Origin of the sequence: Dentiradicibacter hellwigii, assembly GCF_041770905.1 — a bacterium.
Lineage (GTDB): Bacteria > Pseudomonadota > Gammaproteobacteria > Burkholderiales > Rhodocyclaceae > Propionivibrio > Propionivibrio hellwigii.
Map to the genome: position 1 here is coordinate 498,927 of NZ_JBEUWX010000002.1, position 25,522 is coordinate 524,448.

Below are 25,522 nucleotides of genomic sequence, written 5' to 3' on the forward strand. Positions count from 1 at the left end.
CCACTGAGCCGTTAGTTTCAATGGTCTCCAGGCCGTGTACTGCTTAACGCAATGACGGTAATAATGATCAAGCCTGTCAGTACTAGACGTACTCCCGAGCCGGCACCGGCGGCATTAAGCATTGCCACTACCAGAAACATGAATAGCGCGGCCCCCCAAATACCAGGAACACAGGGGCGTCCGCCAATGACAGAGGTGCCACCGATGACAACAACCGCAATCGTACCCATCAAATACTCTTCGCCCTGGTTGAGGGAGTTTCCGCCGGCAAAACCGGCGATCAGCGCGCCGGTCAGCCCCGCCATCGCTGCACATAAAACATATGTCAATAAATGCGTACGTTTGACGTGGATTCCCGCCAGTTCGGCGGCGCGCGGATTTTGGCCGATGGCGCAGAGTGCCCGTCCATAGGCCGTTCGTTCAACGGCAAACCATACGGCAATGCTGACTGACACCGCCAAAATGGCCAATAAAGGAATACCCGAAATACGCATCGTAGTCATTTCGGCAAATAGCGGCGGCGGTTTGATCTTGAGGCCACGCCCGATGCTGATGGCGCAGGACATGACAATGAGTGAAGCCGCCAGCGTAGCGATAATCGGTGGAATGCGTAGAATATGAATCAGGCAGGCATTCGCCAATCCAACAGCTGCTCCGGCTAGACAGGCAGCAAGCAATCCCGGAAAAATCAGGGAATTTTGCCCGTCCATCACCAGCATTGCAACGGCGCTGGACAATGCAATCGATGAAGGAATGGATAAATCCGCATTGCCTGGACCCGCTGAAATTACTAGCATCTGGCCCAGCGCCGCCAGTACGGTCAAGGCCGAAAAACTCAGTGCGGCGCCAAGCAACCCGCTGCCTGACGTGGCCTGCCCGCCGATCAGCGTCAATGCGAAAGCCGCCACCGCGGCAACCCAAGCGCCCAACCAGGGATAACGCGACATCATCGCTTGTCCTCCAGGCGATCAATGGCGGCACGCAGCGCCAGCACGGCAATCAGAATTGCGCCCTGCATGCCTACCTGCCAGTCCGGTGAGACATTGACGAACGTCAGGAATGAGGCAGCCAATGTCATCGTCAATGCACCGATGACAGCGCCTGCGGGCGCAACGCGCCCGCCAATGAATTCACAACCGCCGAGAATTGCCGCCGCGATGGAAACCAGCGTATAGCGAGAAGCAATATTCGCGTCAGCCGAGGTGGTTTGCCCGACCAGCATCAAACCGGCGATGACGCCAAACAACCCCGCACAGGCATAGACCTGCGCGCGCAATCTGACCAGCGATTCGCCGGCACGCGCCAGAGCCGCCGGCTGACCGCCGAGGCCGCGCATGCGCGTGCCGAAAGCACTACGTGAAATCAGTAGATGGCCGAATACAGAAGCCGCTAATGCAACCCAGATTGGCAAAGGCACAAACGGCGGTTGCAGACGTAAAGCACTGCCCAACCAGCCAGGCGCTGTGCCGCCGGGCGTTGGTAGTAATAGTATGGCGCATCCAAGCCAGACAAACGACATGCCCAGGGTGACAACGATGGCTGGCAAACCGCGCCACTCGACCAATGCTCCAACCGCAGCGTAGGCGGCAATACACAGTACATAGGCCGTGACAGCGATGCCCGGGCTGTTCGGCAACAATGTTGCGCCTATGGTTGCTGTCAAGGAAACAAAGGCGCCGATTGAAAGATCAATGTCACTGACCGCCAAAATCACGACTTGTGCCAGGGTAGCAAAAATGATCGGGATGGCCAGATTGAGCAGCAAATTAAGACCAAAATAGCTGGCTGCCCGCGGTTGCTGTGAGATGACGGCAATCAGCAATCCGGCCAGTGCAACTGCCGGCAGCAATGTGCGCAAGCGCGCAGCGATGCGGGCGGAAATCATCCCCTCGCCTCACCCAAGGATTCATTGAAAGACATGGCAATGACCTTGGCTTCGCTCAGTTCATGTTGGGCAAGCTCGCCGACGATACGGCCGCTATTAAACACGAGCACCCGGTCACACTGAAAAAGCTCGCTAAATTCCGTTGTGTACCACAGGAAACTGCGCCCGGCTGCGGCTTCGGAAGCGATGAAACGATAGACATCGTGCTTGGTGCCGATATCGACGCCGCGCATAGGATCGTCCATGAGGACGATCTGCGCTTTCGAGCCAAAGGCACGGGCAAAGAGTACTTTTTGCTGATTGCCGCCGGAAAGGGAAAGAATATCCATCTCCACACGCGGCGTTTTGAGTTCGAGTATTTCCCGCCAGCGTTCGGCATGCTGATGTTCCGCGTCGGGGTTGATAAAGCCGATACGCCCCAAAAGCTTGAGCCAGGAAATACTCATATTGCGCTTGATTGACCAACGCGGAAAAATTCCGTCAGCCTGGCGATCGCCGGCAACCAGTGCGGCGTTGCCATCGATCCGGATCGTGCCGCGAGCGCTTTGTGGTTTATCGGCCGCGCGCTTTAGGGCGACCAGCAGTTCAGTCTGCCCATGCCCGGCCAGTCCGGCTAATCCGAGCACTTCGCCACGGTGTACGACCAGGCCTGCCCCACCGTGCCAGGAAGACACTTCAACGACGGCAGGCGGCGTTATCGTGTCGCCATGAATTTCGGCGGCCGATTTATTTTCACGGCGTACGTTGTCATGACTCGAATCCCCCTCAACCGGGTGCGCTTCCTCCTGCCCCATCGCCGCTACCAATGCGGCACGGCTGCTTGTGCTGGCGGCGCGGTCGTCGACAATCGCCCCATCACGCATGACCACCACGCGGTTGGCAACGGCAAAAATTTCATTGAGCTTGTGGGTGATGAATATGCACGCGCCGCCCGAAGCGACAAAGCGGCGAACGTACTCCAGAAGTTGTTCTGCTGCCCGCTGATCAAGCGATGAAGTGGGTTCGTCCAGAATCATTAAAGTTACCGGAGAATCACCTTCTGCTTCGGACGGAGTAAATGCCCGGGCAATTTCGATAGCCTGCCGCTGACCAATCGGCAATTCGCCAACTACCCGGCCTGGATGGAATGTATGTCCAGGAAATATTTCATCGAGCTTCAGCAAAATCGCTTCCCCCGCGCGCCTGCGCCAGTTTCGCCCGCGCCGTGGCAGTGCAATCTGCAAATTTTCCGCCAGAGTCAGGTTGTCACACAGCGAAAGTTCCTGGAAAACACGACGCACGCCATGCCGCCGAGCTTCAATCACGCTCCAATCATGTGGATTGATTTTTTGCGTGCCGAAGCTCAGCTCGCCGCTATCTGGCGTAAGCGTGCCACAAAGAACGTTCATCAGCGTCGACTTGCCGGCGCCATTGTGTCCGGCAAGCCCCAGGCACTCACCCGCGCGTACCGTCAGACTGACGTCGCGCAAGGCCTGAACCGCACCAAAAGACTTGCTGGCCTGGCGGATCGAAAGCAACGGCGCTGAATTCGGGACTTCCAGCAGCCCTGTCATCGCCTGGACTCGCGTCGTTTAGGCCGCTTATTTACCGGCTTTTCCGATGAGATCGATAACTTCCTGCTGTGTATATTCGACATTCACGACGCCGCCCGGCTCGGTTGCCTTAAGCGAGGCTTCGAGCGTTTCCTGCGTTACGATGGTTCTCGGCAGCTCGATTTCTTTCGGCACCTTGGCACCCGCAAGCACCTGCTGCGCAACCCAGAAGGCAAAGGTCGAAGCCCCAGGAGAAATGGCTACCGACATGGTCTGATAACCGTTGGCCTTGTGCTGCTCTGCCCACCACGTCAGTTCATCATGGCGGTTGCCGAGGAAAATGACCGGCATGGGTCGCCCTGCCGCCTTAAATGCCTGGGCGACGCCAAAGCCGTCACCGCCCTGCGTTGCTACAACATCAATCTTTGGCAGTGTCGATAAAATGCCAGCGACTTCTTTCTGGGCAACGGTCTGCGTCCAGTTGCCGTGCACGCTACCGACCAGCTTGAATTCCGGATGCTGCTTGAGCGCGCTGACAACGCCCTGATGGATGGCATCGTCGACAAAAACGCCCGCTAGTCCGCGTACTTCCAGCAGATTTCCTTTCAGGCCACGGCTGGCAAAGTAGTCGATCTGCATGGATCCCATTTTCTTGAAATCGACCGCAATCCGATAAGCACATGGCTCGGTCACAATGCCATCGAAGGAAACGACGACGATACCCGCATCACACGCCTGCTTGACAGCGCCATTCAACGCGGTCGGCGATGCCGAATTAATCACGATGGCGTCGTATCCCTGAAGGATCAAATTCTGCACCTGTGCGGCCTGTTCAGTAGCCTGGTTTTCGGCGGTAGTAAAGCTTGGTGCGGCGGCGACGATACCTTTGGCTACGGCATCCTTGGCATTCTTTTCCCAGCTTTTGAGCATTGCCTGACGCCAGGAATTCCCTGCGTAATTATTCGAGAGTGCAATTTTTTTCTTGGCCGTATCTGCGGCATAAACAGGCGTGCCGACAGACAGGGTGGTCATCAGGCCCAAAACGACGGCAGTCATCAATGTGCGCTTTGTCATCTGGTTGCTTGGCATTCTCATCCTCCTTTTAGGTTATACGTCGTACCAAATGGCACCGTCGCCACACGGAGTGTTTTACCTATTGCCTCATGATGGGCGACAGAGCCGAAGGCTCAGGCATACGCCACAACTACAAAAGCAGCCGCCTTGAAAGCTTGTCGGCACTCTAACAACATTGCTTCATGGCTGCAAGATGCTCATGGCAATACCCATGGCAACGGGCTGCCGGCAATATTTTTGCCTGTTTTCCAGGAATGTCCGGGCATATAAAAATACGGGAGCTGTCGGCTCCCGTATTTTTTAATTGCGTAATCTGCTACGGCCGCTTGATCGCTGTAGATACAGCTTGCCGCCTGGAGGGTTACGCCGCGATTCCAGCCAGTTTTTGTACCTCGGCCCAAACGCCTTCGTCGACGAGAATGCCCTTCTCCCGTTGTTCGAGACGTTTCTGCAGCGTCGATTCGCCGGGATAGCGTACTGATCCGACGTCTTCCGCAGGAATCGAACCGTTGACGTATTCTGCAACGCCATTGGCGACCCGGTTGGAAAACTCGGCGCCGCCAAGCTGGCGCGGATCGATGATGATGAATACCTGAGAACAGCCGGTGCAACTGCCGCGCTGGATCTTGTCGATCTCGTTCGTCGCCAGCCCTTCTGAGAGCACAGCCGCCAGCGTATCGAGCACAATGGCGAACGCCGAACCTTTCCAGTAACCAGTCGGTAGAATGCGCATGGTTTGCTCGATGGCGCCCGGTTCAGAAGTTAGCCGACCATCAGCATCGAAGCCGCCGGGGTACGGCAATTGTTCGCCTTTGAGACGTGTCACCTGTAACTTGCCATAAGAGTACTGCGACATGGCCATATCGAGAACGATATGGCCTTTCTGCCGCGGCACGGCCATCACGAAGGGATTGTTGCCGAGCCGTGTATTTTTACCGCCCCAGGCCGGCATGCAGGATTCCGTATTCGTCCAGCAGATAGCGACATACCCCTCATCCGCAGCTTTCCAGCCATAGGACCCACCGCGCATCCAGTGCGTGGTATTGCGCAATGTGACGACTCCGATACCGTGCCCAGCGGCAATTGTCATCGCGCGGTCGGTCGCAAAAAGCGCGTTGAGGATACCCGGACCGCGCTGCCCGTCGTAGATCTCGATGACGCCGAGTTTTTTAACTTCAATGGGCTTGGCTGCAGCGTCGACCCAGCCCCGTTGCAGGTAATCGACAAAGCGGGCAACACGATTAAGGCCATGCGAATACACACCGTCGCAGCTTGACTCGGTATGAACCCGGGCACACACGCTTGCATCTTCAGAACACATGCCCGCTCTGATAAAAGCCTGCGTGACGGTTTCGCACATCGTTTCAAAAGGGATTCGCATGGGAATGCTCCGGTGTTGAGAGTGCCGATGGATGCCGGGTAACGCCTACCAGTTCCATAGGGTGCCATCTTCCAGCCGTGCAACCGGAAGATAGGCTGGCTCATAGGGGTATTTGGCAGCCAGTTTTTCATCGATCTCAACACCCAGACCCGGCGTGTCGCTTGGGTGCATGAAGCCATCATTGAATGACCAGGCGCATTTAAAGACTTCCATCGTCTGTTCGTGATAGCCCATGTATTCCTGCATGCCGAAATTTGGCGCCCAAAGGTCGAAATGCAATGCCGCCCCCATGCAGACCGGCGACAGATCGGATGGCCCGTGGCAGCCGGTACGCACCTGGTACATCGCAGCAAAATCGGCCACGCGGCGCATATGCGTCAGCCCGCCGCCGTGCGTGATGGTCATGCGGATATAGTCAATTAACTGCTCTTCAATCAATTGCTTGCAATCCCAGATGGTATTGAGCACTTCACCGACGGCGATCGGCGTCGTCGTATGCTGGCGGATCAGGCGGAAGCCCTCCTGATTTTCTGCCGGCGTCGGGTCTTCCATCCAGAACAGATGGTAATCCTCGATTTCCTTACCCAGACGCGCCGCCTCGATCGGCGTCAGACGGTGATGTACGTCATGCAGCAGATGAATATCGAAGCCGAATTTTTCACGCACGGCAGCAAAAAGCTGGGGAACGTAATTCAGATATTTTTCCGAAGACCAGGACTGTTCTTCCGGCCAGCCCTTGGTCGCCGGCTCATACGCGCCGCCCTTGGAAACGCCATAGACTGACTTCATGCCCGGAATACCACATTGGACGCGGATCGCCTTGAAGCCCTTTTCTTTATATTTTGCAAAAGCATCCAGCGTTTCCGGAATATCCCGTCCAGTGGCATGGCTGTAGGCAATCACATGCTCGCGCGAAGCGCCGCCCAGCAGTTGATAAACAGGAAGATTGGCAACCTTGCCCTTGATATCCCACAGCGCCATGTCGACCGCGCCGATTGCCGACATCGTCACTGGCCCGCGCCGCCAGTAAGCCCCCCGATAGAGATACTGCCAGGTATCCTCGATCTGATGCGCATCACGGCCGACCAGCAGTGGGCAGATATGATCCTTGAGGTAGGAAGCAACGGAAAGCTCACGTCCGTTGAGCGTCGCATCGCCCAATCCGGTCACGCCATCATCGGTTGTCAATTTCAGCGTAACGAAGTTGCGCCCCGGGCAACAAACGATGACTTCAGCTTTGGCAATTTTCACTGGATTTCCTTTCGCGCGTGTCAATGAAAAAAATGAACCGGCTAAAAAACGAAATGGTCTCGTCAATGACCAATATCGATACACCGAATAAGCCGGGTCAAACCGGATAACAACTCACTGGAACCACATCCGCTTAACGTCTGCCAGCCTACCACGGCTATTCAAAATATCCAGCCTTTTTGATGGGCTTTAACATTATCCGTGATATTGACGCACCGTTCCCAGCCATGGCACTCACGCTCTCTCCCACCGGCGCATGGAAAAATCTACAAAGCACACAAAATGGTCCGTTCTCGATCCGTGTCCGGCGTTATCGTCGTCTGCGCAATGCCGTGATCGGCAGCGAGCTCCTGCCTGACCATACCTTGTCCACAGCGAAGGTCGCACGATAATTGTCAATGAGCCGACAACCGTGCGCGAGGCCATCATTCAACTGGCAGAAGAACGCTTAGTGGTCATTTAACCGCAGCGCGGCATCTTCGTTGTCAAGATTTCCGTCGAGGACGTGCTTGACGCCGGCTTTGTTCGGGAAGCCATTAAGTTCGGGAAGCCATTAAAGTAGCCATCGTTGCCGATCTGGCGGCATCGGCCGCTCCCGCAGCGATACGCATGTTGCGAAAAATCCTACGACAGCAGCGCCAGTTCCAGCGTGGCCATAATGCCGAATTTCTGGCGTTCGACGAACAGTTCCACCGTGCGCTGGCCCTGTCCGCGGGGCGTGCCTACGCCTGGCGGACTATCGAAAACATCAAGGCGCAGAGGGATCGCACCCGCTACCTGAACCTCGATGATCGACACCGATTCCCCTGCTGATTGAACGCACGAGCGAATTGTCGATGCGATCGAATCGGGCGATCCGGACGCGGCATCCGCCACCGTCCGCACGCACATCCAGAAAATTGGAAATTCCCGGATATGTTTGCATCGCGCAGAACAGCTTGACGGCCTGGATAGCGCATCGCCGGAGAGGCGCCCGGAGCCCCTTATAGACAGGGCTTCTCCAAGGAGGTGCTCGGAAACCCTTGTAAATAGGGCATTTGGTGGGCACCTGCCCGGAGATCCTTTATCCACGCGGGTTTCCGGGAGGGTGGGCTGGAAATGCCCTATTCGCGCGGGCTTCCGAGCACCCGCCCTACCTGCCCTTTTCGTTGGCGGCGCCTGCGATCAGGTTGGCGAAGCGGCGGGTTGAGGTTGCGGCTGCGGCTGCGCCTCGGGCTCGTTATCCTTGCCCGCGTCCTTGTCCTTGTCCTTGCCCGAGCGGGCGCCCGCTGCCCGGAGAAGCTCAATGGTTGCCCCGTTATTTTCGGCCTTTTGCGCCGCATCGATTGCCGTTTCCTGGCGCTGATCGGCAATCGATGGGTCAGCGTGATGCTTCAGCAACAGCTTGACAATATCCGTGTGCCCATAACGCGCAGCGAGGAAAAGCGGCGTTGCGCCCGTTTCCGTTCTGGCATTAACGTTTGCACCCTTTTCTATTAGATATTCAACAACTTGCGGGTGATTGTTAAATGCCGCGTAAGCAAGCGGCGGCCACCCCGGAAAGTCAATTCTTGCGCCTGCCTCGGCGAGCTGCCGTACATATTCCAGCTTGCCGAGATAGGCCGCGATACTGATCGCTGTCTCGCCGCTACGATTGCGGAAATCCAGGCGCGGGCGCCGTTTCAGTAACGCATCGAATAATTCGGGCATATCTTCGCGCACGGCCTGAATAAGCAGCGTATCGCCCTGGCGATCGACCGTATTGACATCCATGCCGCGTTTAAGCAGGTCGATGACATCGGACGTATTACGGCGAATCATCGCCGTTTCCATGTCTTCGTAAGCGCCTGCCTGCGCCGATAGCGGCAGCGCAGTCAGGCACGATAGAAACAAGAAGCGCGCTAGACAGGATCGCGCGAGGGATGATGCGGCGGCGTAGCGGAATTGTTTCATAGCGTGATTTTCTTTCTGGCCGCAGGAAACAGCCGGAAGCAATTATGGGTCGTGGTGCGTGCTACTTCGTCAAAAGCGATGTCGCGCAAACGGGCGATTTCCTCGGCCACGTATCTGACGTAACCGGGCTGGTTGATCTTTCCACGATAAGGTACGGGAGCCAGATACGGCGAATCCGTTTCCACCAGCAGGCGATCGAGCGGCGCTTTGCGGGCGACTTCTTTGACCTGCGCCGCATTCTTGAAGGTGACGATTCCAGAGAGGGAAAGGTAGAAGCCCAGATCGAGAAATTTTTGCGCCATTTCCCAGCTCTCGGTAAAACAGTGCATGACGCCCCCCGCTTCATCTGCCCGCTCCTCAACCAGCAGATGCAGAATATCTTCCGTCGCTTCGCGGTTATGGATCACCAGCGGTTTACCCAGCTCACGCGCGGCGCGGATATGCGTCCGGAAACGTTCGCGCTGCCATTCCGGGCGATCCTTGTGCCAGTAATAATCCAGGCCGGTTTCGCCGATGGCGACGACATCCGGATGTTGCGCCAGTTCGCACAGCGCGGGCAAGGACGCTTCCTGAACGTCCGTATTTTCAGGATGTACGCCCACCGTCGCCAGCAGGTTCGGGTGGCGTTCGATCAACGCCAGGATGCTGGGGAAATCTTCGATCGTCACGCCAACGCAAATGGCTCCGCCAACCCCATTTTTCGCCATTTCTGCAAAAATTTCTGCGTGTTTGCCAGCCAGATCGGGCAAATGGAGGTGGCAGTGCGAGTCGATCAGCATGCGGTCGCAGACGATACGTGTATAGAATTCAAATCTGTCGGGGGCTATACGCGACGACGCTACAGGGTATGCGTCGGGCGCGTCGATTGCATCACGCCGCCCAGCAGTCCTTCAATTTTTCGCTTGGCCTCCAAGCCGCTTTCGTCGTTCCTGAAATGCACGCCAATCCCCTGCGTCTTGCTGTTTTGCGCATCAGGCGGCGTGACCCAGACAACGGTGCCTGCAATTGGCAGGCGATCCGGGGAGTGCATCAGCGTGAGGAACATATTGATCTCGTCGCCAATATTGTATTGGCGCGTCGTCGGAATGAAAATTCCCCCGTTCTTCAGAATCGGCATATACGCCGCATACAGCGCGGACTTTGAATTGATGTTCAGCGAAAGAACCTTGGAACGCGGACTCGAAAGATTTGCAGAACTGGTCGCCATGAATAATCTCGGATGTTTTCAGGAAGGGGTGAACGTCGCCGCGTAATTTAGGAAAAACGCCTCAAGAAACAGGCGACTATTCACGGGTTGCTCACATTGCATGCGGTATTGTAGCGCTTTCCGCTGGAATGCCAACAGCCGGAAGGCATCCGTTGTCCGCGCCAGGCGTTCGAGCATTGCCGCTTGCGCGACGAAATAGCGCGGTGTCTGCGCAAGGCCGACCAGCGCGAGATCAAGCAGCCATTTCTGCATCCAGTCGATCAAACGCTTCAGCGGCAAGGGGCGTTTATCCGCCTTAACAACCTTGTCGAGCGTTGCTGCTGCCGCAAGCGGGTCAAACGCCGATGCGTGCGTGATTTCGGCTAGCAGCGCGTCGAGCAGCACCCGTTCTTCACGGGATTCCAGACGCGCTGCCAACAAGGGAGAGCCGCCGGCCAGCGCCAGCCAGCGCTCGCCATCCTGTACGCCCGACTGCCGCAGCCAGGCAAGCGCCCGATCGGTAGCGGGCAGCGGCACCGACAACACCTGGCAGCGGCTGCGAATCGTCGGCAGCAGCCGTTCGGATTCGTCGCTCACCAGAATGAACAGCGTGCCCGATGCGGGTTCTTCCAGCGATTTGAGCAAGGCATTGGCTGTCGCCCGGTTCATGGCCTCAGCAGGGTGAATGAGTACAATGCGGCGACCGTGGCGATGCGTACCGATATGCAGAAAATCATCAAGTGCGCGTACCTGATCGATTGTGATCTGCTGTCCGGGCGACTTTTTTCTAACACCGTTTGAAGTGTTGGACGCAGTGTCGGCCGCCACGCTGGAGATATTGTCGGCATCCGCTGCTTCGCTGGCAAAGATTTCCGGTTGCAGCAAGCGAAAATCGGGATGATTGCCCTGCGCCAGCCAGCCACAAGCCGGGCATTGACCACAGGCATCATGCGTCGGCGTTGGCTGTTCACATAACAGCGATTCGGCAAAACGACGCGCCAGCTCAAACTTGCCGATACCGCGCTGACCGGCCAACAATAAGGCATGCGGCAGACGCTCTCGCCAGGCATCGAGTGTGCCCCACACTTCAGCATGCAGGTCGGTTATATCCATAATAATTATCAATCAATAGCTTAAAAACTATTTTTAATTAAATACTTTAAGTTAAAAGAAAATGGATCAGAAATTATTGGAAGATTGAGAATTGAAAAATCACGATAATAATCAGCAATCAAAAATTTATAAAAACTATTTATAAACATAATGATAAAAGCTTTTCATCAAGTATTTTCTCAGATTCTTCCCTAGCACGGCCACTGTCAATGACAAAAATGCGCCCTGCCTGGGCGGCAGCACGTTCAAGGTACGCTGCACGCACGCGCGCATGGAAATCACGTTTTTCCTGCTCGAAACGGTCAAGCGCCCTGCCTTGCGCTGCAATCCGCTGCCCGGCAACGTCGGGAGACACATCAAACAAAAAGGTCAGATCGGGTTGTCGATGCGGATGCGTCCATCGCTCCAGTTCAAAGAGCTTTGCCGCATCGAGACCACGGCCGCCCCCCTGGTAGGCATAGCTGGCATCGCTAAAACGGTCGCAAACGACCCAATCACCGCGTGCCAGCGCCGGTTCGATAACCTGCGCCAGATGCTCCCGGCGCGCGGCAAACATCAGCAATGCCTCGGTTTCTGGGTGCATCGTCTCATGCAGCAACAGTTCACGCAGTTTTTCACCCAACGATGTGCCGCCCGGTTCGCGGCTGATGACAACGCGCTTGCCGCACTGCCGCAGCAGTTCTGCGGCATGCGCGATGCAGGTGCTCTTGCCGGCGCCATCGATTCCTTCAAAGGTAATGAATTTGCCTTGCGGTTCTCCGTGTTTTTGCTGCATCTGGCTCATGGCTTCCCTTCGTCACTCCCCTGCTGCGCCGGTGCCGACGGCACTTCACGCCGTCCACGCTGATAGCGGTTGACAGCTTGACTGTGCTCTTCGAGCGTCTGCGAAAAATGGCTGGAACCATCGCCGCGTGCGACGAAGTACAGCGCCGGATCGTCCTCCGGATGCAGCGCTGCGCGCAGGGATGCCAGCCCCGGCATGGCGATCGGCGTCGGCGGCAGACCGGGACGGGTATAGGTGTTATATGGCGTATCGGCGGTCAGGTCGCGCTTGCGCAGGTTGCCGTCAAACGCTTCGCCCAGGCCATAAATGACGCTGGGGTCGGTTTGCAGCAGCATGTTCCGGCGCAGACGGTTGACGAAAACGGCCGCGATCATTGGTCGATCCGCATCGCGCCCGGTTTCTTTTTCGATGATCGAGGCCATCACGAGCGCCTGTGCCGCATTGGTATAAGGTAATCCCGCATCGCGTTCAGCCCATTCGCGCGCCAAATGACGCTGCATGGCATGGTAGGCACGCGTCAGGATATCGATATCACGGCTCTGCTTTGAGAATCGGTAGGTATCCGGAAAAAAGCCGCCCTCTGCCGATGTTTCCGGGGCGCCGACACGGCGCATGATTTCGGCCTCCGGCAAACCTTGTGTTTCGTGACGAATATCCGGGTGCGCGTTCAGCTTCTCGCGCAACTGACGGAAGGTGATGCCTTCGACGAATGTAATTTCAGCCATCAACACATCGCCGCGCGTCAGTTTGTCCAGCAGATCCAGGGCATTGATTCCACGGGCGATTTCATAATTCCCCGCCTTGATGGCTGCTTCGGCGCCTCTAAATTTGCCCAGTGCGGCAAACACACGCGGCTCGATGCCGACGCCGGCGGCACGGATGTCCTGCGCCGCGCGCCAAAGGCTGCTGCCGGGCGATACCTGGAATTCGACCCGCTCACTCGGCAGCGACAAGGGTGAAGTCACGTACCAATAGAGCGCGCTGCCTGCAAGCACGCCGATCATGACGCCCGACAGGCACAGCTTCAACAGGAATTTGAGAAATTTCAGCATGTAATCAAAACCGGTATCGATAGGCCAGATAAAGTAGCAGTAGCGAAAAAGTGGCAAACACAAATGGCAAAGCGAATCGCTTTTGCTGCGTTAGAAACATTGACAGCGGCGCTATGATAGCCGAAAGGTTCTCCGCGAGACACGCCGCACCGGACGAAGCCGCATGGAACCGACGGCGGGCGCTCCAGTCGAAATTGAAAAAATGGAGGATTCTTTCCGCCTCACTACTCCATACCGAAGGAAAACCGATGAACACCGAAAGCCTTACGAAAATTCCCATGAACATGACGGATAACGCCCCAACCGATACACAGCCCAATTCCGAATGGCTCGCCTTTCTGCGGACACGCGGCGCGCGCGAAAATGGAGCGCAGATTGCGGATTTTGGCCAACCAGAACTGGCAGATCTGACGGCCGCACGCCATGGCACACTGCTGGTTCCACTCAACCACCTTGCCCTGCTCGACTGCACGGGCGAGGACGTGCAAAGTTTTCTGCAAAACCTGACGACGAACGATGTGGCGCACCTGCCTACTGACGGCGCACAGCATTCGGCCTGGTGTTCGCCGCAAGGACGCATGCTGGCCAGCTTCATTCTTTACCGTCAGGGCGCCGGTTTCCGCGCCCTGCTCGCTGCCGACCTGTGCACGGCCACACTGACCGGGTTGCGAAAATACATCCTGCGCGCGAAAGTCCGGCTTAATGCACTATCCGGCAGCCACGTCCTGTTAGGGCTGGCCGGCATGCAGGCAGAAGCCGCGCTGCACGCCGCCGGCCTCGCCCTGCCCGACCGGCCCATGACGACAATTGCCGGCACAACGGCCACGGTTATCCGCCTCGGTGACATCGACGGCACGAACAGCGCTCATGGCAGCCATGACGCCGCTGATGCGAAATGGCCACGCTGCATCATTGCTGCCGAAACCACCGCCGCACCCGCGCTGTTTGATGCGTTGGCCGGAAGCGCCCGTCCTGCGGGCATTTCCGCCTGGCAGCGTCTCGACGTGCAAACAGGCGTGGCCTGGATTACCGCCGCGACGCGGGATGCCTTTGTGCCGCAGATGCTCGCCTTCGACAAAATCGGCGGCGTCAGCTTCAACAAAGGCTGCTACCCGGGGCAGGAAATCATTGCCCGCGCGCACTATCTCGGCAAGGTCAAGCGCAGCCTTTATCGTCTGCACAGCGAAACACCGCTTTCGGCCGGCGAAGCCATTTACCCGACCGATAGCCTGGAAGCCTGCGGCACCGTCGTGCAGGCCGCGCCAGACGGCCAGGGGCTTTCCGGTTACATTGCGCTCGCCGTAATCAAAGACAGCGTTGCGCAGGCTGCGCAGTCCGCTGCGGCGTCACTGACCACCGCGGCAGGTAAGCTGATTGATGTGGTCGAAACCGTCGTGGATGAATCGGCATCCGCATAAAACTGCTGCATACTTCTATTCAGGCATGTTGCTATTGCCTGCCTATCTCTAGTGAAGTTTGTATTTATTTTGGCTTTATCGGTTTCGGATTGTCTTGTCGGTAAGTGCGCTTTGGATGAATGACTACGCGCTTAACCAACATGTCTAATTCTTTGCTGTGATACATATCCAGACATTTAAGAAAGTCGAATCGAACCCCCTTGATTTCCGATTCAACCAATGGATTGTGGTAGTCACGCGCCAAATATTTTTCTACTAAATGATTAACTATGGCATATGGATTTTTATCCCAATCATAGTATGTCCAATCTTGAAGAGCACTTGCACTGCTTCCTGCATCCATAGCTACCTTGGGTTCACTCTTGTAGGCTGTAGCAATACACTCAGCCAGTACCATATCCTTGTAATTCTGTGCATATGTACGAGAACCTGCCTGCGGCGAAGTAACCACTTCATTTTTTGCATAACTGTTTGATGTGATCAACGCTGCAATCGATAGCAAAACACGAACAGTTTTTTTCATTATGACAGACTCCAGAAATTCGCCTGATCAGTATAATAATTTGCCCCAGGTTCATTAAAGTAGCAATGGTCATAACAGGTACTACCATTGAATAACGTTGCATGGCCTTCAGCTTCCTGCCAACCGGCCACTTCAAAAATAATTATTCCTTTTTTTCCAGCAAGAGTACCACCACCAGATGGCGGGTACTTGACAATCTCAGCATCCCCCCATCGTTGCTTAAGAAAAGTGATCAGGTTTATGACACGATAAAAGTACCAGCGCTTATCTGCGCCAGATACAGTTTGTCCTGATATATAGGGAATGTGCATGCCTGCCTGATTTAGGATATAACTTAGGCGTACTGCACATGTATTTTTTCAACGTCGTGTGGGATCCGGACTATTAATATTTAACGCGACCTTGCCTCCGATCACCTCTACTACTTTATTAGTTGGATTTACAGGGTCATAAATTTGCTTAGAAGCCGCCCAAGCGGCAATAAATAACGGCCGACTCATTGCTATCCTTACTTTTAAGAGTTAGAAAAAATCGGGATAACGCAGCTCCCGATGATTATCCTGCATTATATGCACCATCTCACATGAGTATCTTTTCCTGTCACAACTTATTTAGATAATAGGTAATCAAGAGTTTGGTTTCAATATCTGTTTTCGAGAATCGCACGGAGTTCGGCATACCGCTGTCCCAGGTCAGCTTACTGCAATCCCTGGTGAGCGTAGTAATGAAACACACATCATCAAACGCAGCTTCAGAGGCTACGCAAAAATGACGAATAAAGTCGAAAAATCAATTGTACCGTTGCAACTGTTGGTACTGCAGCAGGAAGGAGTGTAAGCGCATGACACGTCAGCAACAGTGGGAACGACTTCAGGAAGAAGCTGATTTCGATGTCGCCATTCTTGGCGGCGGTGTCAATGGCGCTTGCCTGTATGACACGCTTTGCCGCCATCGTTATAAGGTTCTGCTGATTGAACGCGGCGATTTTGCTTCCGGATCGAGCCAGTCCTCGGGGATGATGGTCTGGGGCGGTCTGCTTTACCTGAAAAATTTTGATTTCTCCACGGTTTTGCAGCTCTCCCACGACCGCGACCGGATGATTGCCCAGAAAGCAAGCTGGATGAAGCCGACCATGATGCGTCTCATTTCCTCGGCCAAAGATCGGCGTGCTGCGTGGTGGCTGTATTCCGGGCTATGGTTTTACTGGCTGATGGGTGTAGGCTGTCGACACAAGCCGTACATTGAGGCAGCTTTTCCCGAAATGGCGATGCTTCGTCCTGGTGTGGCGCAAAAATCGCTGTGTTATGAGGAGGCTTTCCTCAATGAATCGGATGCACGCTTCGTTTTTCGCTGGATTGCCGCGCAACGTACCCCCGGCCAGATTGCCCTCAATTATTGCTACGCTCATGGAAGCTATGCGACCAAAGAAAAACGGTGGCACCTGGAACTGACCGATGCTTTGTCGGGCAGCACACATAAAATCCGGGCGGCAATGGTCGTCAACTGCGCCGGGGTCTGGACAGATCGGGTTAACGCCGAGTTCGGCATCGACTCCCCTTTCCGTCACGTTTTGAGTAAAGGCGTGTATCTGGGGCTTCCCCGCTCCGGAGAACATCATTCTTCCCTGTTTTTCGAGCTTAACGATCAGGATGATGTCATTACGCATGTGCCGTGGGGGCCAATTGCCCTGTGGGGGCCGACCGAAACGCCCGTACAGGGCATTGAGGAAGGCTTTTCCACAACCCGCGAAGACATCGACTTTCTCTTGGAACAATACGCCTTGCGTTACCGTGAACCGATCGGCGCCGACGATGTTGTCTCGGTGCGCTGCGGCATACGGCCTTTAGTGGTGGATAAATCGTACACGCTGGATTGCTATCCGCTGGATTTATCGCGTCGGCAAGAAATCGTCCAGCATCATGACAAGCCTTGGATTTCCTGTTATGGCGGAAAACTCACCGGTTGCATGCATATGGCAGAAATGGCGCTGCAGCGCATCAAACGCTCGGTTGCGCCGACGGGGGAAGCCGGCAACGGTGTTCCGGACGGAGAGATGCATGTCCGGAAAACCCGCTTCCCGTGCATTGATCAGCCGGTTGTTTCACCAGCCTGGAGTGTTGAACATGAACAATGTTGCACCTTGGAGGACTACTTGCGGCGCAGAACCAATATCGCGCAGTGGACGGCGTGCGGCGGTCTGGGCAAAAATGATGCGTATGCCAGGACACTCAGAGACATCGCGCTCGAAATTGCCGGCGGCGAGGCTCAACGCGCTGCACGGCTATTTGACGATTACCGCAAAAAGATGATGAATAGTCTGTCCCCCTTGTTCACCGAATCAAAACTCCCTGAGACTGTATCGAGGCACATCCCATGAACCATCTAACCAACGCCCCGACTGCCGAGCGACCGGCCATTCTTGGCGGCAATCCGGCCGTCACACTGGATCAGGAGGCCGCCAACCGCTGGCCCGTCCTGACGACGGACGATGAGCGGGCGGTCATCCAAATCCTGCGTGATGGCGACATTTCAACTCATTCCGTGATTCGTCAACTGGAACAGGATTACCGAGAATTTTCGGGTCTGCCCTATGCGCTTGCACACTGTAACGGCACGTCGGCGCTGATGGCCGCCTTCTGGGCGATCGGCCTTCAGCCAGGAGATGAAGTGTTGGTGCCTTCGGCCACTTTTTGGGCATCCGTTCTCCCGCTGGTCTGGCTAGGCGCCGTGCCGGTTTTTTGCGAAAGCGAACCCGAGCGGCTCGGTCTCGATCCGGTCGATATGGAAAAAAGGATCACCGCGTGCACCAAGGCCATCGTTGTCGTGCATTTGTGGGGTATGCCGTCAAAAATGACAGAAATCAAAGCCCTGGCGCAGAAATATCGCCTCAAAATCATCGAAGACGCATCGCACGCACAAGGCGCCTCATGGCGGGGCCAGGCGTGCGGCACCCTGGGCGATATTGCCGTGTTTAGCCTGCAAGGCGGCAAACTGGCGCCCGCTGGCGAAGGCGGCATGCTGTTGTGCAAGGATGGGGATTATTGGGAGCGTGCGGTCTGCTTTGGCGATATTACCCGCATCATCGAACTGGAAACGCCCGCGCGCCGCTTTGCCGCCACCAGCTTCGGCATCAAGACGCGAATTGCGCCTGTCTCCGCCGCCATCGCCCGCACCCAACTGGCCAGGCTTGCCGAAAACAATCAACTTCGCAACAGCAATCTGCAATACCTCTCAGCCGGGCTGGAAGCCTTGGGCATTCATACCTTTCTCCCCCCGCCCCATGTCGAACGGGTCTATTTTGAATATTTGGTCAGGCCCGATTTCGCTTCGATTGGCTTGTCGAAACAATCTTTCATCAAAGCGCTACAGGCGGAAGGCTGCCTGGCTGCCCTACCCCGCTACCCGCTGCTGCATCAGCAGCCCTTCTTCACTGAAGGGGCATTCATGGCAGTCATGCGTCCCCAGGGCGGACAAACACCGGATTATTCGTCGGTGTCACTTCCCGTCACCGAGGCCGCCAACGATAGCATGATGAAACTCCCTTCTTTTCCCTGGGCTTCACGTGAATTGCTGGATCAGTATCTAACGGCATTCGAGAAAGTGATTCGGCACGCTGACAAAATCGCCCGGCACTTCGACGAAAAAAGATGATCCGGCCAAAAGGGCGTGCGCTGTACCCCTTTCTGAATGTCGTCTTTCATGGGGTGCACATTTCGATCATCCTTTTCGCCCTGCTTGGCTGGGCGCTGCCCTCGCTGCGACAACTGCATCTTGCCCTGCTCGGACTGACCCTGGGTTCATGGTTTATTCTTGGGCAATGGCTGGGAATCGGTTATTGCCCCATTTCGGATATGCACTGGAAGCTTAAGGAATCCTTCGGTGAAGGACGCCCCGAAGGAACGTACATCCACTACGTACTGCAGAAACTAACCGGCAAAACACTGAGTTCTCCGCGCGTAGACAAAATGACTACGCGGGTAACGCTGTCGCTTGCGGCCTTATCGCTCACACTGTGGCTGCTGGGGTAACGGATAAATAGCTTGTGGACACCGCCTCTGAAACCCGCGTGGATAAAGGGTTTCCGGACAGGTGCCTGGAGATGCCCGATTGACGCGGACTTCAGGGCACCCTCCCCGGAGATGCCCTAAATACGCGGGCTGGCGAGGTGCGGTGACATTGGCAAAGTGTCAGGCTTGGCGCTGGCGGTCAATCATCTGGTTGGCAAGACTCAGATAAAGCGGCGGTGAAATGAAGCGGGAAACAGTCGAAGCGATCAGGGCGGCGGCCATCAGTTCGAACACGATGGGGTAACCCTCGACCATTTCCATGACGATGATGAAGGCGGTGATCGGCGCCCGCGTGGCGGCGGAAAGAAAGCCGACCATGCAGAGAACGATGAGGGCGCTGGGCAGCACGGCGCCGATTAGCGTGCCAGAAAACAGCGCGCTGATGTTCTGCCCCAGTCCCGCGCCGATAGCCAGCGACGGAGCGAAAATGCCGCCGGGCAGGCCGGAAAGATAGGCGGAAACGGTAGCAACGAACTTGGCCAGACCAAAGAACCATGGGATATCGCTGTGGCCGCCAAGGATCGCACGGGTTTCGGTATAGCCGCTGCCCCAGGTCAGCCCGCCGCAGACCCAGCCGAGCGTAGCGATGAACAGGCCGATCAGCGCGGCAAAAACGTAGGGATGTTCGGCACGCAGCCGGGCGAACGGCCCGCGCCAGCCGGCGCCCCCGAGCACCAGCATACGGGCGAACAGACCGCCGGCCACGCCGCTGACGACGGCACAGACCAGCACGGCGAGCAGCAGTCCGCCATCCGCCAGATAAACGTGTCCGTAATAGGCGTGATCGCCGAGCAAACTTTTGGCGAGCATTCCGGCAAGCGCAATGGCGGCAATCAGAACGCCGGACATGCGCGATTCGACATTGCGGAATAATTCTTCCAGCGCAAAAGCAATGCCGGCCAACGGCGTATTGAAGGCCGCAGCAATGCCCGCCGCGCCGCCCGCCACGAGCAGATGGTGGCGCTGGATGCGCAGCGTCGCCGGCAAAAAGCGTTCGGCGGCCGCCATCAGGCAGGCGCCCACCTGCACGGTCGGCCCTTCGCGCCCAAAGGAAAAGCCCGCGCCTACCGCAGCAACACCAATGAGCACCTTGCCGAAAGCGATGCGCAGCGAGACCAGTGGCCTCCAGACATTAACGACAGCGTACGGCCGACGCAGTTCGGCGATGACTTGTGGAATCCCCGAACCTTCCGCCCCCTGAAACCAGCGCCGCGTCACCCAGAGCAGCCCCGCGCCGGCCAGCGGCGAGATCAGGAATGGGGCCCACGGATAGCGGCGGGTTAATTCGATGAAAAGATGGGCGGCTTTATCGGTCAGCAGGGCAAAGCCAACGGCCGCCAGACCGACGGCCAGCGAAGCCAGCCAGAATGCGCTGCGCCCCAGCCAGACACGCGACTGCGCCAGCAGATACGGCCAGCGCCGGCGCAGATCAGCCTGAATCAGCGCCACGTACCGCGCCAAAGGCGTCGCCCGCATCACTTGGGCATCCGGGTCGAACGAGGCGGTATTTTCTGCATCGGAATTGCCCGTCTCGGCAGTTTCCGCCTCGGCGCGCATGGCGTCCGCACGATCCGCGCCCCTGTCCGGATCTTGGCTTTTACGCCCGTCGGCATTCATAAAGCGCTTTCATTTCCGGCCAACGCCTCCCTATTTTTCCGCACCAGGAAAAATTTCACCTTCGATGATGTCGACCGGCGTATATATCGGCGTCAGTGCAAAAAGTTCGAGCAGATCGGCATTATGCATGCGGATGCAGCCGTGCGAACCGGGCGTTCCCATTCGGGCTTGTGGCGGGGCGCCGTGAATGTAGATGTAACGGCGCATGGTATCGACCTCGCCAAGCCGGTTAAATCCGGGTTCGCAGCCGGATAGCCAGAGGATGCGCGTCAGAATCCAGTCACGCCCCGGATGGGCGGCGCCCAGTTCGGGCGTATAAATTTCCCCGGTCGGGCGACGACCGACGAAGACCGCATTCTCCGGCTGCCCGCTGCCAATCTTGGCGCGGATGATATGCCGGCCGCGCGGCGTGCAATAACTGCCCTGCCGCTCACCCGCACCGCGCAGGGCGGTCGATACCGGCCATTTTCGGATTGCTCTTCCAGCCTCGTCGAACAGCGTGAGATGTTGCTCCGCCAGAGAGACGAGGATTCTCATAGCTCGATTTCCTCGATTCCATCGGCATCCTCGATTTCTTCAATGCCCTGAAGCATGGCGTTGAGTGCGCTGGCAAGCGTTTCACCCTGATGGTCGGTATGACGGCGCATGGCGAAAAAATCGGAAAGCAGGCGGCCACATTCCTCTGCCAGCACGCCCCCCGTGATTTCGGTATGGTGATTGAGCCGATCGACGGCAAACAGGTCAATCGCACTGCCGTGTACGCCGCCCTTGGGATCGCGTGCGCCATAAACGACGCGGGCAAGGCGGGCATGGAAGATCGCGCCCGCACACATGGCGCAGGGTTCGAGCGTGACGAAAAGCTGGCAACCGGGCAAACGGTAATTGCCCAGATGGCGTGCGGCATCGCGCAAGGCAATGATTTCGGCATGGGCAGTCGGATCATTCTCGCCGATGGGCATGTTAAAACCGCGCCCGACGATCTGACCGTCGCACACGACCACGGCGCCCACCGGCACTTCACCCAGGCACTCGGCGGCACGCGCCTGGGAAATGGCTTCGCGCATAAAGAAATCGTCGTGCATCATCGAATTTTGTCTTGATGTTTTGGCAATACCGTGGAATTGAATCACCTCAGAAAGAATACTGTGCGGATATTCAGTTTCAATACGGTGTATCCGGTTTATCGTCGATCAATCGCAACTTTTCCTATGGCGGTCGTTAAGGCGGTTGCTATCGTTCTGCACTAGCATTGGCTCGCCCTATCGCCATTCGTCATCGCATCTGCCGTCTGTTAAAGCACGCCCCGCTTTCGACCCACCGCTTCGGGTGGGCCATTGATTTCACCGGCGCTATTTTAACAGCGGGGATGTGCCATACAGCCCCCGCCTGTCCTTCGTTTCACGCCGCGCGCACCTTTTACGGCGCTTACGGACGTGATCCTTACGGCGCAGATGCGGTCAGTCAGAAGAGATGCAGCATCTTGTCAATAAACTTAATGTCCGCATGCTCAGTGTCCGCTGAATGCTTGCCCAGCTAAACACCAATGACTTGCTGTTGACAGGTATGGCATGATGTTGATGAGTCGCACTGCCATCTTTCAGACTCATCTCGGCCAAGATCTGGAAATTCGTTGCGCCGAAAAATGTGCGGGGCGCGCCAAAAGAGCAATGAGAAACAAATAAACACAAACGAAACCTACTGATCGAATGAACCCCAAGCGAATGGATGCAGACCCTCCCGCTCGCCCGTCCGCGCTGTCGCCTGACAGGCGCCTGCCTTATTCGGCGATCCGTACCAGCGCGGCAATGCGCCTGGTCTGGTGCGCCGGCGCACTGCTGATGCTCTGGTTATGTGTTTTCTGGGCACTGGATTGAGGAGCGGCGATGAGACCTGACTCAACGATTGCCCCGGCCGCGCCGCCTATTGTGCGTTTCGATAACCTGACGCTGGGCTATCAGCGGCATCCGGCGGTGCACCATCTGCACGGCGACATCGCCGCCGGCAGCCTGCTTGCTGTCATCGGCCCAAATGGCGCCGGCAAGTCGACGCTGCTCAAAGGCATCGTCGGCGATATTGCGCCGATGGAAGGGCGGGTAAGGTTACACGGCGTCGAACGCCGGAATATTGCTTATCTCACCCAGCAATCCGGCGTCGATACGGCTTTCCCCATCGTCGTCCATGATTTCGTCGCCTTGGGGCTATGGCACGAATTCGGCGCTTTCCGCGGCCTTAACCGAGCGGCGCAACGACGCATTGAAGCGGCCATTGCCGCCGTTGGGCTGGAGGGGCTGGAAAACCGGCCGATCGGACATCTTTCCGGCGGACAACTGCAACGCGCGCGTTTTGCCCGACTGACACTGCAAGATTCCCCGTTGGTGCTGCTCGACGAACCCTATAGCGGCATCGACGCCAGTTCCGCGCGCGATCTGGCGGCGTTGATTCAACGCTGGAACGCCGAGGGGCGCACCATCGTCAGCGTCCTGCACGATCTTGAACACGTGCGCCGCGATTATCCGCAAACCTTGCTGCTGGCGCGCGAGGCGGTCGCCTGGAGCGCGACAGCCGAGGTTCTCAGCGAAGCCCATCTGGCGCGGGCACGCCGTTTGGCCGAAACGGCGAGTGAAACAGCCAGCCGCAGTGAAGCGGAAATTTGCCGTGCCAATGTTGTCGGCAGCGAACATTCGCCCCTGGAAAACCGGAGAAATGCGCATGAGCCTCGCTGATGTTCCTCTAATTTCGCCGTTTATCGAATTTAGCTTCATGCGCCGCGCATTGGCGGGCTGTCTGGCGCTTTCGCTGGGGGCGACGCCGATCGGTGTGTTTTTGATGTTGCGCCGCATGAGCCTGGCGGGCGATGCGATTTCCCACGCTATTTTGCCCGGCGCGGCGGCAGGCTATCTGCTGGCGGGACTGTCGCTGCCCGCCATGACGCTTGGCGGGCTACTGGCCGGCGTTGCCATTGCCCTGCTGGCCGGCGGCGTCGCACGGCATTCGGTGATCCGTGAAGATGCCAGTCTCGCCACGTTTTACCTGATTTCGCTTTCGGCCGGCGTACTGATGATTTCTGCGCGCGGCAACAATGTCGATTTACTGCATGTGCTGTTCGGCAGCGTACTGGCGCTCGACGATGCCACCTTGCTGCTACTGGCCGTCGTGGCTTCGGTGTCGCTCGTTGGCGTCGCGGCCGGACTGCGGCTGATTGTGTTTGACTGCTGCGACCCTGCGCATCTGGCACGCATCAGCCGGCTGGCGCCGCTGGCGTATTACGGCTTTATGCTGCTGCTGGTGCTTAATTTAATCGGCGGTTTCCACGCGCTCGGCACGCTGATGGCTGTCGGCATCATGATTCTCCCCGCCGCCGCCGCGCGCTTCTGGGCGGCCAGCATCATGCCGCTGCTGCTGGCGGCCAGCGGCATCGCCTTGACCGGCTCGCTGGCCGGCCTGCTGACTTCCTATTATGCCGACCTGCCCGCCGGCCCAACGATTGTGCTGGCACTCGGCGGCGTGTATTTACTGTCGCTGCTTGCCGGGCCGTACGGGCCTGTTGCCGACCGGTTGCGGCCGCGCTGGCATTTTGAACGTTAGCCTCAATGTTCCGCAAATTTTCAGCCTGTCGTACCCATGCGTAGCGATGCGCAGATTTATAGATTTCATCACCCAGAAAGAAAGGTTCAGTTGCCATGAAAATATTCCGTCAACATGCCACGATCCGGCGCCTGCGCGCGGGCGCATTCGCCGCGTTGAGCCTCCTCGGCGCATCCACCCTGTTCGCCGCCAGCGCCCGCGCCGAACCGATGCCCGTCGTCACCAGTTTCACCATCCTGGCCGATATGACGCGCCAGATCGGCGGCGAGCGCGTGCAGGTGCACAGCTTGGTCGGCGAAAACGGCAATGCGCATGCCTTCCAGCCCTCGCCTTCCGACGCCCGACGTCTTGGCAGCGCCAAGCTGGTCATCATCAACGGGCTGGGGTTTGAAGGCTGGATCGAACGGCTCGTGCGCGCTTCCGGCTATCCGGGCAAAGTGGCCGTTGCCAGCGCCGGCATCAAGGCGCTGGACATGCCGGAAGGATGCCATCACCACCACCATCACGGGGAACATGGCCACGACCATGCGCACCATCATGACCACGATCACGGCCACAACCACGCGCATGGCGGTTCCGACCCGCACGCCTGGCAGGACGCCGGTAATGCCTTGCAGTACGTAGATAACATCACCGCCGCGCTCAGTGAGGCCGATCCGGACGGTAAGGCGTTCTACGCAAGCAACGCCGAGCGTTACAAAGGCGAAATCAAGGCGCTCGATGCCGCCATCCGCCAGGCATTCGCCGCGCTGCCCGAAGCACGCCGCCGCGTGGTGACCTCGCACGACGCCTTTGCCTACTTTGGCCGCGCCTACGGCATGAAATTTATCGCCCCGCTCGGCATCAATAGCGAAGTCGAGCCTTCCGCCCGTGAAGTCGGCTGGCTGATCCGCCAGATTCGCCAAGAGCAGATTCCCGCCGTGTTTATGGAAAACATCACCGATCCGCGCCTGATCGAACGCATCAGCAAGGAATCCGGCGCGCGGCTCGGCGGCACCTTGTATTCCGACTCGCTCTCCGACAAAAACGGCCCGGCGCCGACTTACCTGAAGATGATGCGCTACAACGCCGACACGCTCAGCGCCGCGTTAAAACCCTGAAAACAATCAAGCGCAACGGGGT

Annotated in this window: 26 protein-coding genes and 2 pseudogenes; 11 read left to right on the plus strand and 17 right to left on the minus strand. The window is 57.2% G+C overall.

Going from position 1 to position 25,522, the window contains the following annotated elements; all coding sequences use genetic code 11:
• Window positions 1-17 precede the first annotated feature (17 nt).
• From ABCS64_RS04580 to manD, 6 genes are all read right to left on the minus strand, one after another.
• The gene (locus ABCS64_RS04580; RefSeq protein ID WP_418890724.1) at window positions 18-950 is read right to left on the minus strand and encodes an ABC transporter permease; all 933 of its coding nucleotides are present in this window, start codon (window positions 948-950) and stop codon (window positions 18-20) included.
• Complete coding sequence (locus ABCS64_RS04585) at window positions 947-1,885, minus strand: ABC transporter permease (RefSeq protein ID WP_418890725.1); 939 nt, start codon at window positions 1,883-1,885, stop codon at window positions 947-949. Before ABCS64_RS04585 ends, ABCS64_RS04580 begins: the two co-directional genes overlap by 4 nt.
• On the minus strand, window positions 1,882-3,438 hold the full coding sequence (locus ABCS64_RS04590; RefSeq protein WP_418890726.1) for a sugar ABC transporter ATP-binding protein: 1,557 nt from the start codon (window positions 3,436-3,438) through the stop codon (window positions 1,882-1,884). Before ABCS64_RS04590 ends, ABCS64_RS04585 begins: the two co-directional genes overlap by 4 nt.
• Window positions 3,439-3,465: 27 nt before the next feature.
• Window positions 3,466-4,506, minus strand: a complete 1,041-nt coding sequence (locus ABCS64_RS04595; protein WP_418890727.1) for an ABC transporter substrate-binding protein — start codon at window positions 4,504-4,506, stop codon at window positions 3,466-3,468.
• 346 nt (window positions 4,507-4,852) lie between these two features.
• Window positions 4,853-5,872, minus strand: a complete 1,020-nt coding sequence (yiaK, locus tag ABCS64_RS04600; RefSeq protein ID WP_418890728.1) for a 3-dehydro-L-gulonate 2-dehydrogenase — start codon at window positions 5,870-5,872, stop codon at window positions 4,853-4,855.
• A gap of 45 nt (window positions 5,873-5,917) precedes the next feature.
• Window positions 5,918-7,123 carry a D-mannonate dehydratase ManD gene (gene manD, locus ABCS64_RS04605; protein WP_418890729.1) on the minus strand — a complete coding sequence of 402 codons (1,206 nt, stop codon included), beginning with the start codon at window positions 7,121-7,123 and terminating at the stop codon, window positions 5,918-5,920.
• Window positions 7,124-7,305: 182 nt separating this feature from the next.
• Between manD and ABCS64_RS04610 the strand changes: the two genes are divergently transcribed.
• The 3 genes from ABCS64_RS04610 to ABCS64_RS04620 all read left to right on the plus strand — a co-directional run bounded on the left by ABCS64_RS04610 (window position 7,306) and on the right by ABCS64_RS04620 (window position 8,312).
• Window positions 7,306-7,515: a hypothetical protein gene (locus ABCS64_RS04610; protein WP_418890730.1), complete on the plus strand. Its 210-nt coding sequence runs from the start codon at window positions 7,306-7,308 to the stop codon at window positions 7,513-7,515.
• Window positions 7,516-7,699: 184 nt separating this feature from the next.
• Complete coding sequence (locus tag ABCS64_RS04615; RefSeq protein WP_418891882.1) at window positions 7,700-7,936, plus strand: FCD domain-containing protein; 237 nt, start codon at window positions 7,700-7,702, stop codon at window positions 7,934-7,936.
• 28 nt (window positions 7,937-7,964) lie between these two features.
• Window positions 7,965-8,312, plus strand: coding sequence for a hypothetical protein (locus ABCS64_RS04620; RefSeq protein ID WP_418891883.1), 348 nt, complete (start codon window positions 7,965-7,967; stop codon window positions 8,310-8,312).
• Here ABCS64_RS04620 and ABCS64_RS04625 read toward each other — a convergent pair.
• The 6 genes from ABCS64_RS04625 to mltG all read right to left on the minus strand — a co-directional run bounded on the left by ABCS64_RS04625 (window position 8,288) and on the right by mltG (window position 13,190).
• Entirely contained in the window at window positions 8,288-9,055 is a 768-nt protein-coding gene (locus ABCS64_RS04625; protein WP_418890731.1) for an ankyrin repeat domain-containing protein, read from the minus strand. The two genes, ABCS64_RS04620 and ABCS64_RS04625, sit on opposite strands and share 25 nt — an antisense overlap.
• On the minus strand, window positions 9,052-9,834 hold the full coding sequence (locus tag ABCS64_RS04630; protein ID WP_418890732.1) for a TatD family hydrolase: 783 nt from the start codon (window positions 9,832-9,834) through the stop codon (window positions 9,052-9,054). The genes ABCS64_RS04625 and ABCS64_RS04630 overlap by 4 nt, the downstream gene beginning before the upstream one ends.
• A gap of 59 nt (window positions 9,835-9,893) precedes the next feature.
• On the minus strand, window positions 9,894-10,262 hold the full coding sequence (locus ABCS64_RS04635; protein WP_418890733.1) for a PilZ domain-containing protein: 369 nt from the start codon (window positions 10,260-10,262) through the stop codon (window positions 9,894-9,896).
• 18 nt (window positions 10,263-10,280) lie between these two features.
• Window positions 10,281-11,354, minus strand: coding sequence for a DNA polymerase III subunit delta' (holB, locus tag ABCS64_RS04640; RefSeq protein ID WP_418890734.1), 1,074 nt, complete (start codon window positions 11,352-11,354; stop codon window positions 10,281-10,283).
• A 139-nt stretch (window positions 11,355-11,493) separates the two neighbouring features.
• Window positions 11,494-12,138, minus strand: a complete 645-nt coding sequence (gene tmk, locus ABCS64_RS04645; RefSeq protein ID WP_418890735.1) for a dTMP kinase — start codon at window positions 12,136-12,138, stop codon at window positions 11,494-11,496.
• On the minus strand, window positions 12,135-13,190 hold the full coding sequence (gene mltG / locus ABCS64_RS04650) for an endolytic transglycosylase MltG (RefSeq protein ID WP_418890736.1): 1,056 nt from the start codon (window positions 13,188-13,190) through the stop codon (window positions 12,135-12,137). The genes tmk and mltG overlap by 4 nt, the downstream gene beginning before the upstream one ends.
• A gap of 248 nt (window positions 13,191-13,438) precedes the next feature.
• Here mltG and ygfZ point away from each other — a divergent pair, with 248 nt between their 5' ends.
• Window positions 13,439-14,608: a CAF17-like 4Fe-4S cluster assembly/insertion protein YgfZ gene (gene ygfZ / locus ABCS64_RS04655; protein WP_418890737.1), complete on the plus strand. Its 1,170-nt coding sequence runs from the start codon at window positions 13,439-13,441 to the stop codon at window positions 14,606-14,608.
• A gap of 64 nt (window positions 14,609-14,672) precedes the next feature.
• On the opposite strand, the gene ABCS64_RS04660 is transcribed toward ygfZ, so the two are convergent.
• Both ABCS64_RS04660 and ABCS64_RS04665 read right to left on the minus strand, forming a co-directional pair.
• Window positions 14,673-15,131, minus strand: coding sequence for a type VI secretion system amidase immunity protein Tai4 (locus ABCS64_RS04660; RefSeq protein ID WP_418890738.1), 459 nt, complete (start codon window positions 15,129-15,131; stop codon window positions 14,673-14,675).
• Window positions 15,131-15,478: pseudogene (locus ABCS64_RS04665) on the minus strand (type VI secretion system amidase effector protein Tae4); the annotation flags it as partial. The gene ABCS64_RS04660 and the pseudogene ABCS64_RS04665, both read right to left, overlap by 1 nt.
• Before the next feature lie 494 nt (window positions 15,479-15,972).
• On the opposite strand from ABCS64_RS04665, the gene ABCS64_RS04670 reads away from it, so the two are divergent.
• The 3 genes from ABCS64_RS04670 to ABCS64_RS04680 are packed head-to-tail and all read left to right on the plus strand — an operon-like array spanning window position 15,973 to window position 19,159.
• Complete coding sequence (locus ABCS64_RS04670; protein ID WP_418890739.1) at window positions 15,973-17,508, plus strand: FAD-dependent oxidoreductase; 1,536 nt, start codon at window positions 15,973-15,975, stop codon at window positions 17,506-17,508.
• Complete coding sequence (locus ABCS64_RS04675) at window positions 17,505-18,782, plus strand: DegT/DnrJ/EryC1/StrS family aminotransferase (RefSeq protein ID WP_418890740.1); 1,278 nt, start codon at window positions 17,505-17,507, stop codon at window positions 18,780-18,782. The genes ABCS64_RS04670 and ABCS64_RS04675 overlap by 4 nt, the downstream gene beginning before the upstream one ends.
• Window positions 18,779-19,159: a DUF2784 family protein gene (locus tag ABCS64_RS04680; RefSeq protein ID WP_418890741.1), complete on the plus strand. Its 381-nt coding sequence runs from the start codon at window positions 18,779-18,781 to the stop codon at window positions 19,157-19,159. Before ABCS64_RS04675 ends, ABCS64_RS04680 begins: the two co-directional genes overlap by 4 nt.
• A 159-nt stretch (window positions 19,160-19,318) precedes the next feature.
• Here the strand turns inward: ABCS64_RS04680 and ABCS64_RS04685 are convergent, their stop codons facing one another.
• The 3 genes and pseudogenes from ABCS64_RS04685 to tadA all read right to left on the minus strand — a co-directional run.
• Window positions 19,319-20,815: a chloride channel protein gene (locus tag ABCS64_RS04685; RefSeq protein ID WP_418890742.1), complete on the minus strand. Its 1,497-nt coding sequence runs from the start codon at window positions 20,813-20,815 to the stop codon at window positions 19,319-19,321.
• A gap of 30 nt (window positions 20,816-20,845) precedes the next feature.
• A complete protein-coding gene (locus ABCS64_RS04690) occupies window positions 20,846-21,352 on the minus strand; it encodes a L,D-transpeptidase family protein (RefSeq protein WP_418890743.1) in 507 nt (168 codons plus the stop codon).
• Between the two features lie 101 nt (window positions 21,353-21,453).
• Window positions 21,454-21,897, minus strand: a pseudogene (gene tadA / locus ABCS64_RS04695) (tRNA adenosine(34) deaminase TadA); the annotation flags it as partial.
• 639 nt (window positions 21,898-22,536) lie between these two features.
• Here tadA and ABCS64_RS04700 point away from each other — a divergent pair.
• The 4 genes from ABCS64_RS04700 to ABCS64_RS04715 all read left to right on the plus strand — a co-directional run bounded on the left by ABCS64_RS04700 (window position 22,537) and on the right by ABCS64_RS04715 (window position 25,500).
• A complete protein-coding gene (locus ABCS64_RS04700; RefSeq protein ID WP_418890744.1) occupies window positions 22,537-22,689 on the plus strand; it encodes a hypothetical protein in 153 nt (50 codons plus the stop codon).
• A gap of 9 nt (window positions 22,690-22,698) precedes the next feature.
• The gene (locus ABCS64_RS04705; protein ID WP_418890745.1) at window positions 22,699-23,538 is read left to right on the plus strand and encodes a metal ABC transporter ATP-binding protein; all 840 of its coding nucleotides are present in this window, start codon (window positions 22,699-22,701) and stop codon (window positions 23,536-23,538) included.
• Window positions 23,525-24,400 (plus strand): metal ABC transporter permease, encoded by an 876-nt coding sequence (locus tag ABCS64_RS04710; protein ID WP_418890746.1) that lies wholly within the window; start codon window positions 23,525-23,527, stop codon window positions 24,398-24,400. The genes ABCS64_RS04705 and ABCS64_RS04710 overlap by 14 nt, the downstream gene beginning before the upstream one ends.
• 95 nt (window positions 24,401-24,495) lie before the next feature.
• Complete coding sequence (locus ABCS64_RS04715) at window positions 24,496-25,500, plus strand: metal ABC transporter substrate-binding protein (protein WP_418890747.1); 1,005 nt, start codon at window positions 24,496-24,498, stop codon at window positions 25,498-25,500.
• Window positions 25,501-25,522: the final 22 nt, after the last annotated feature.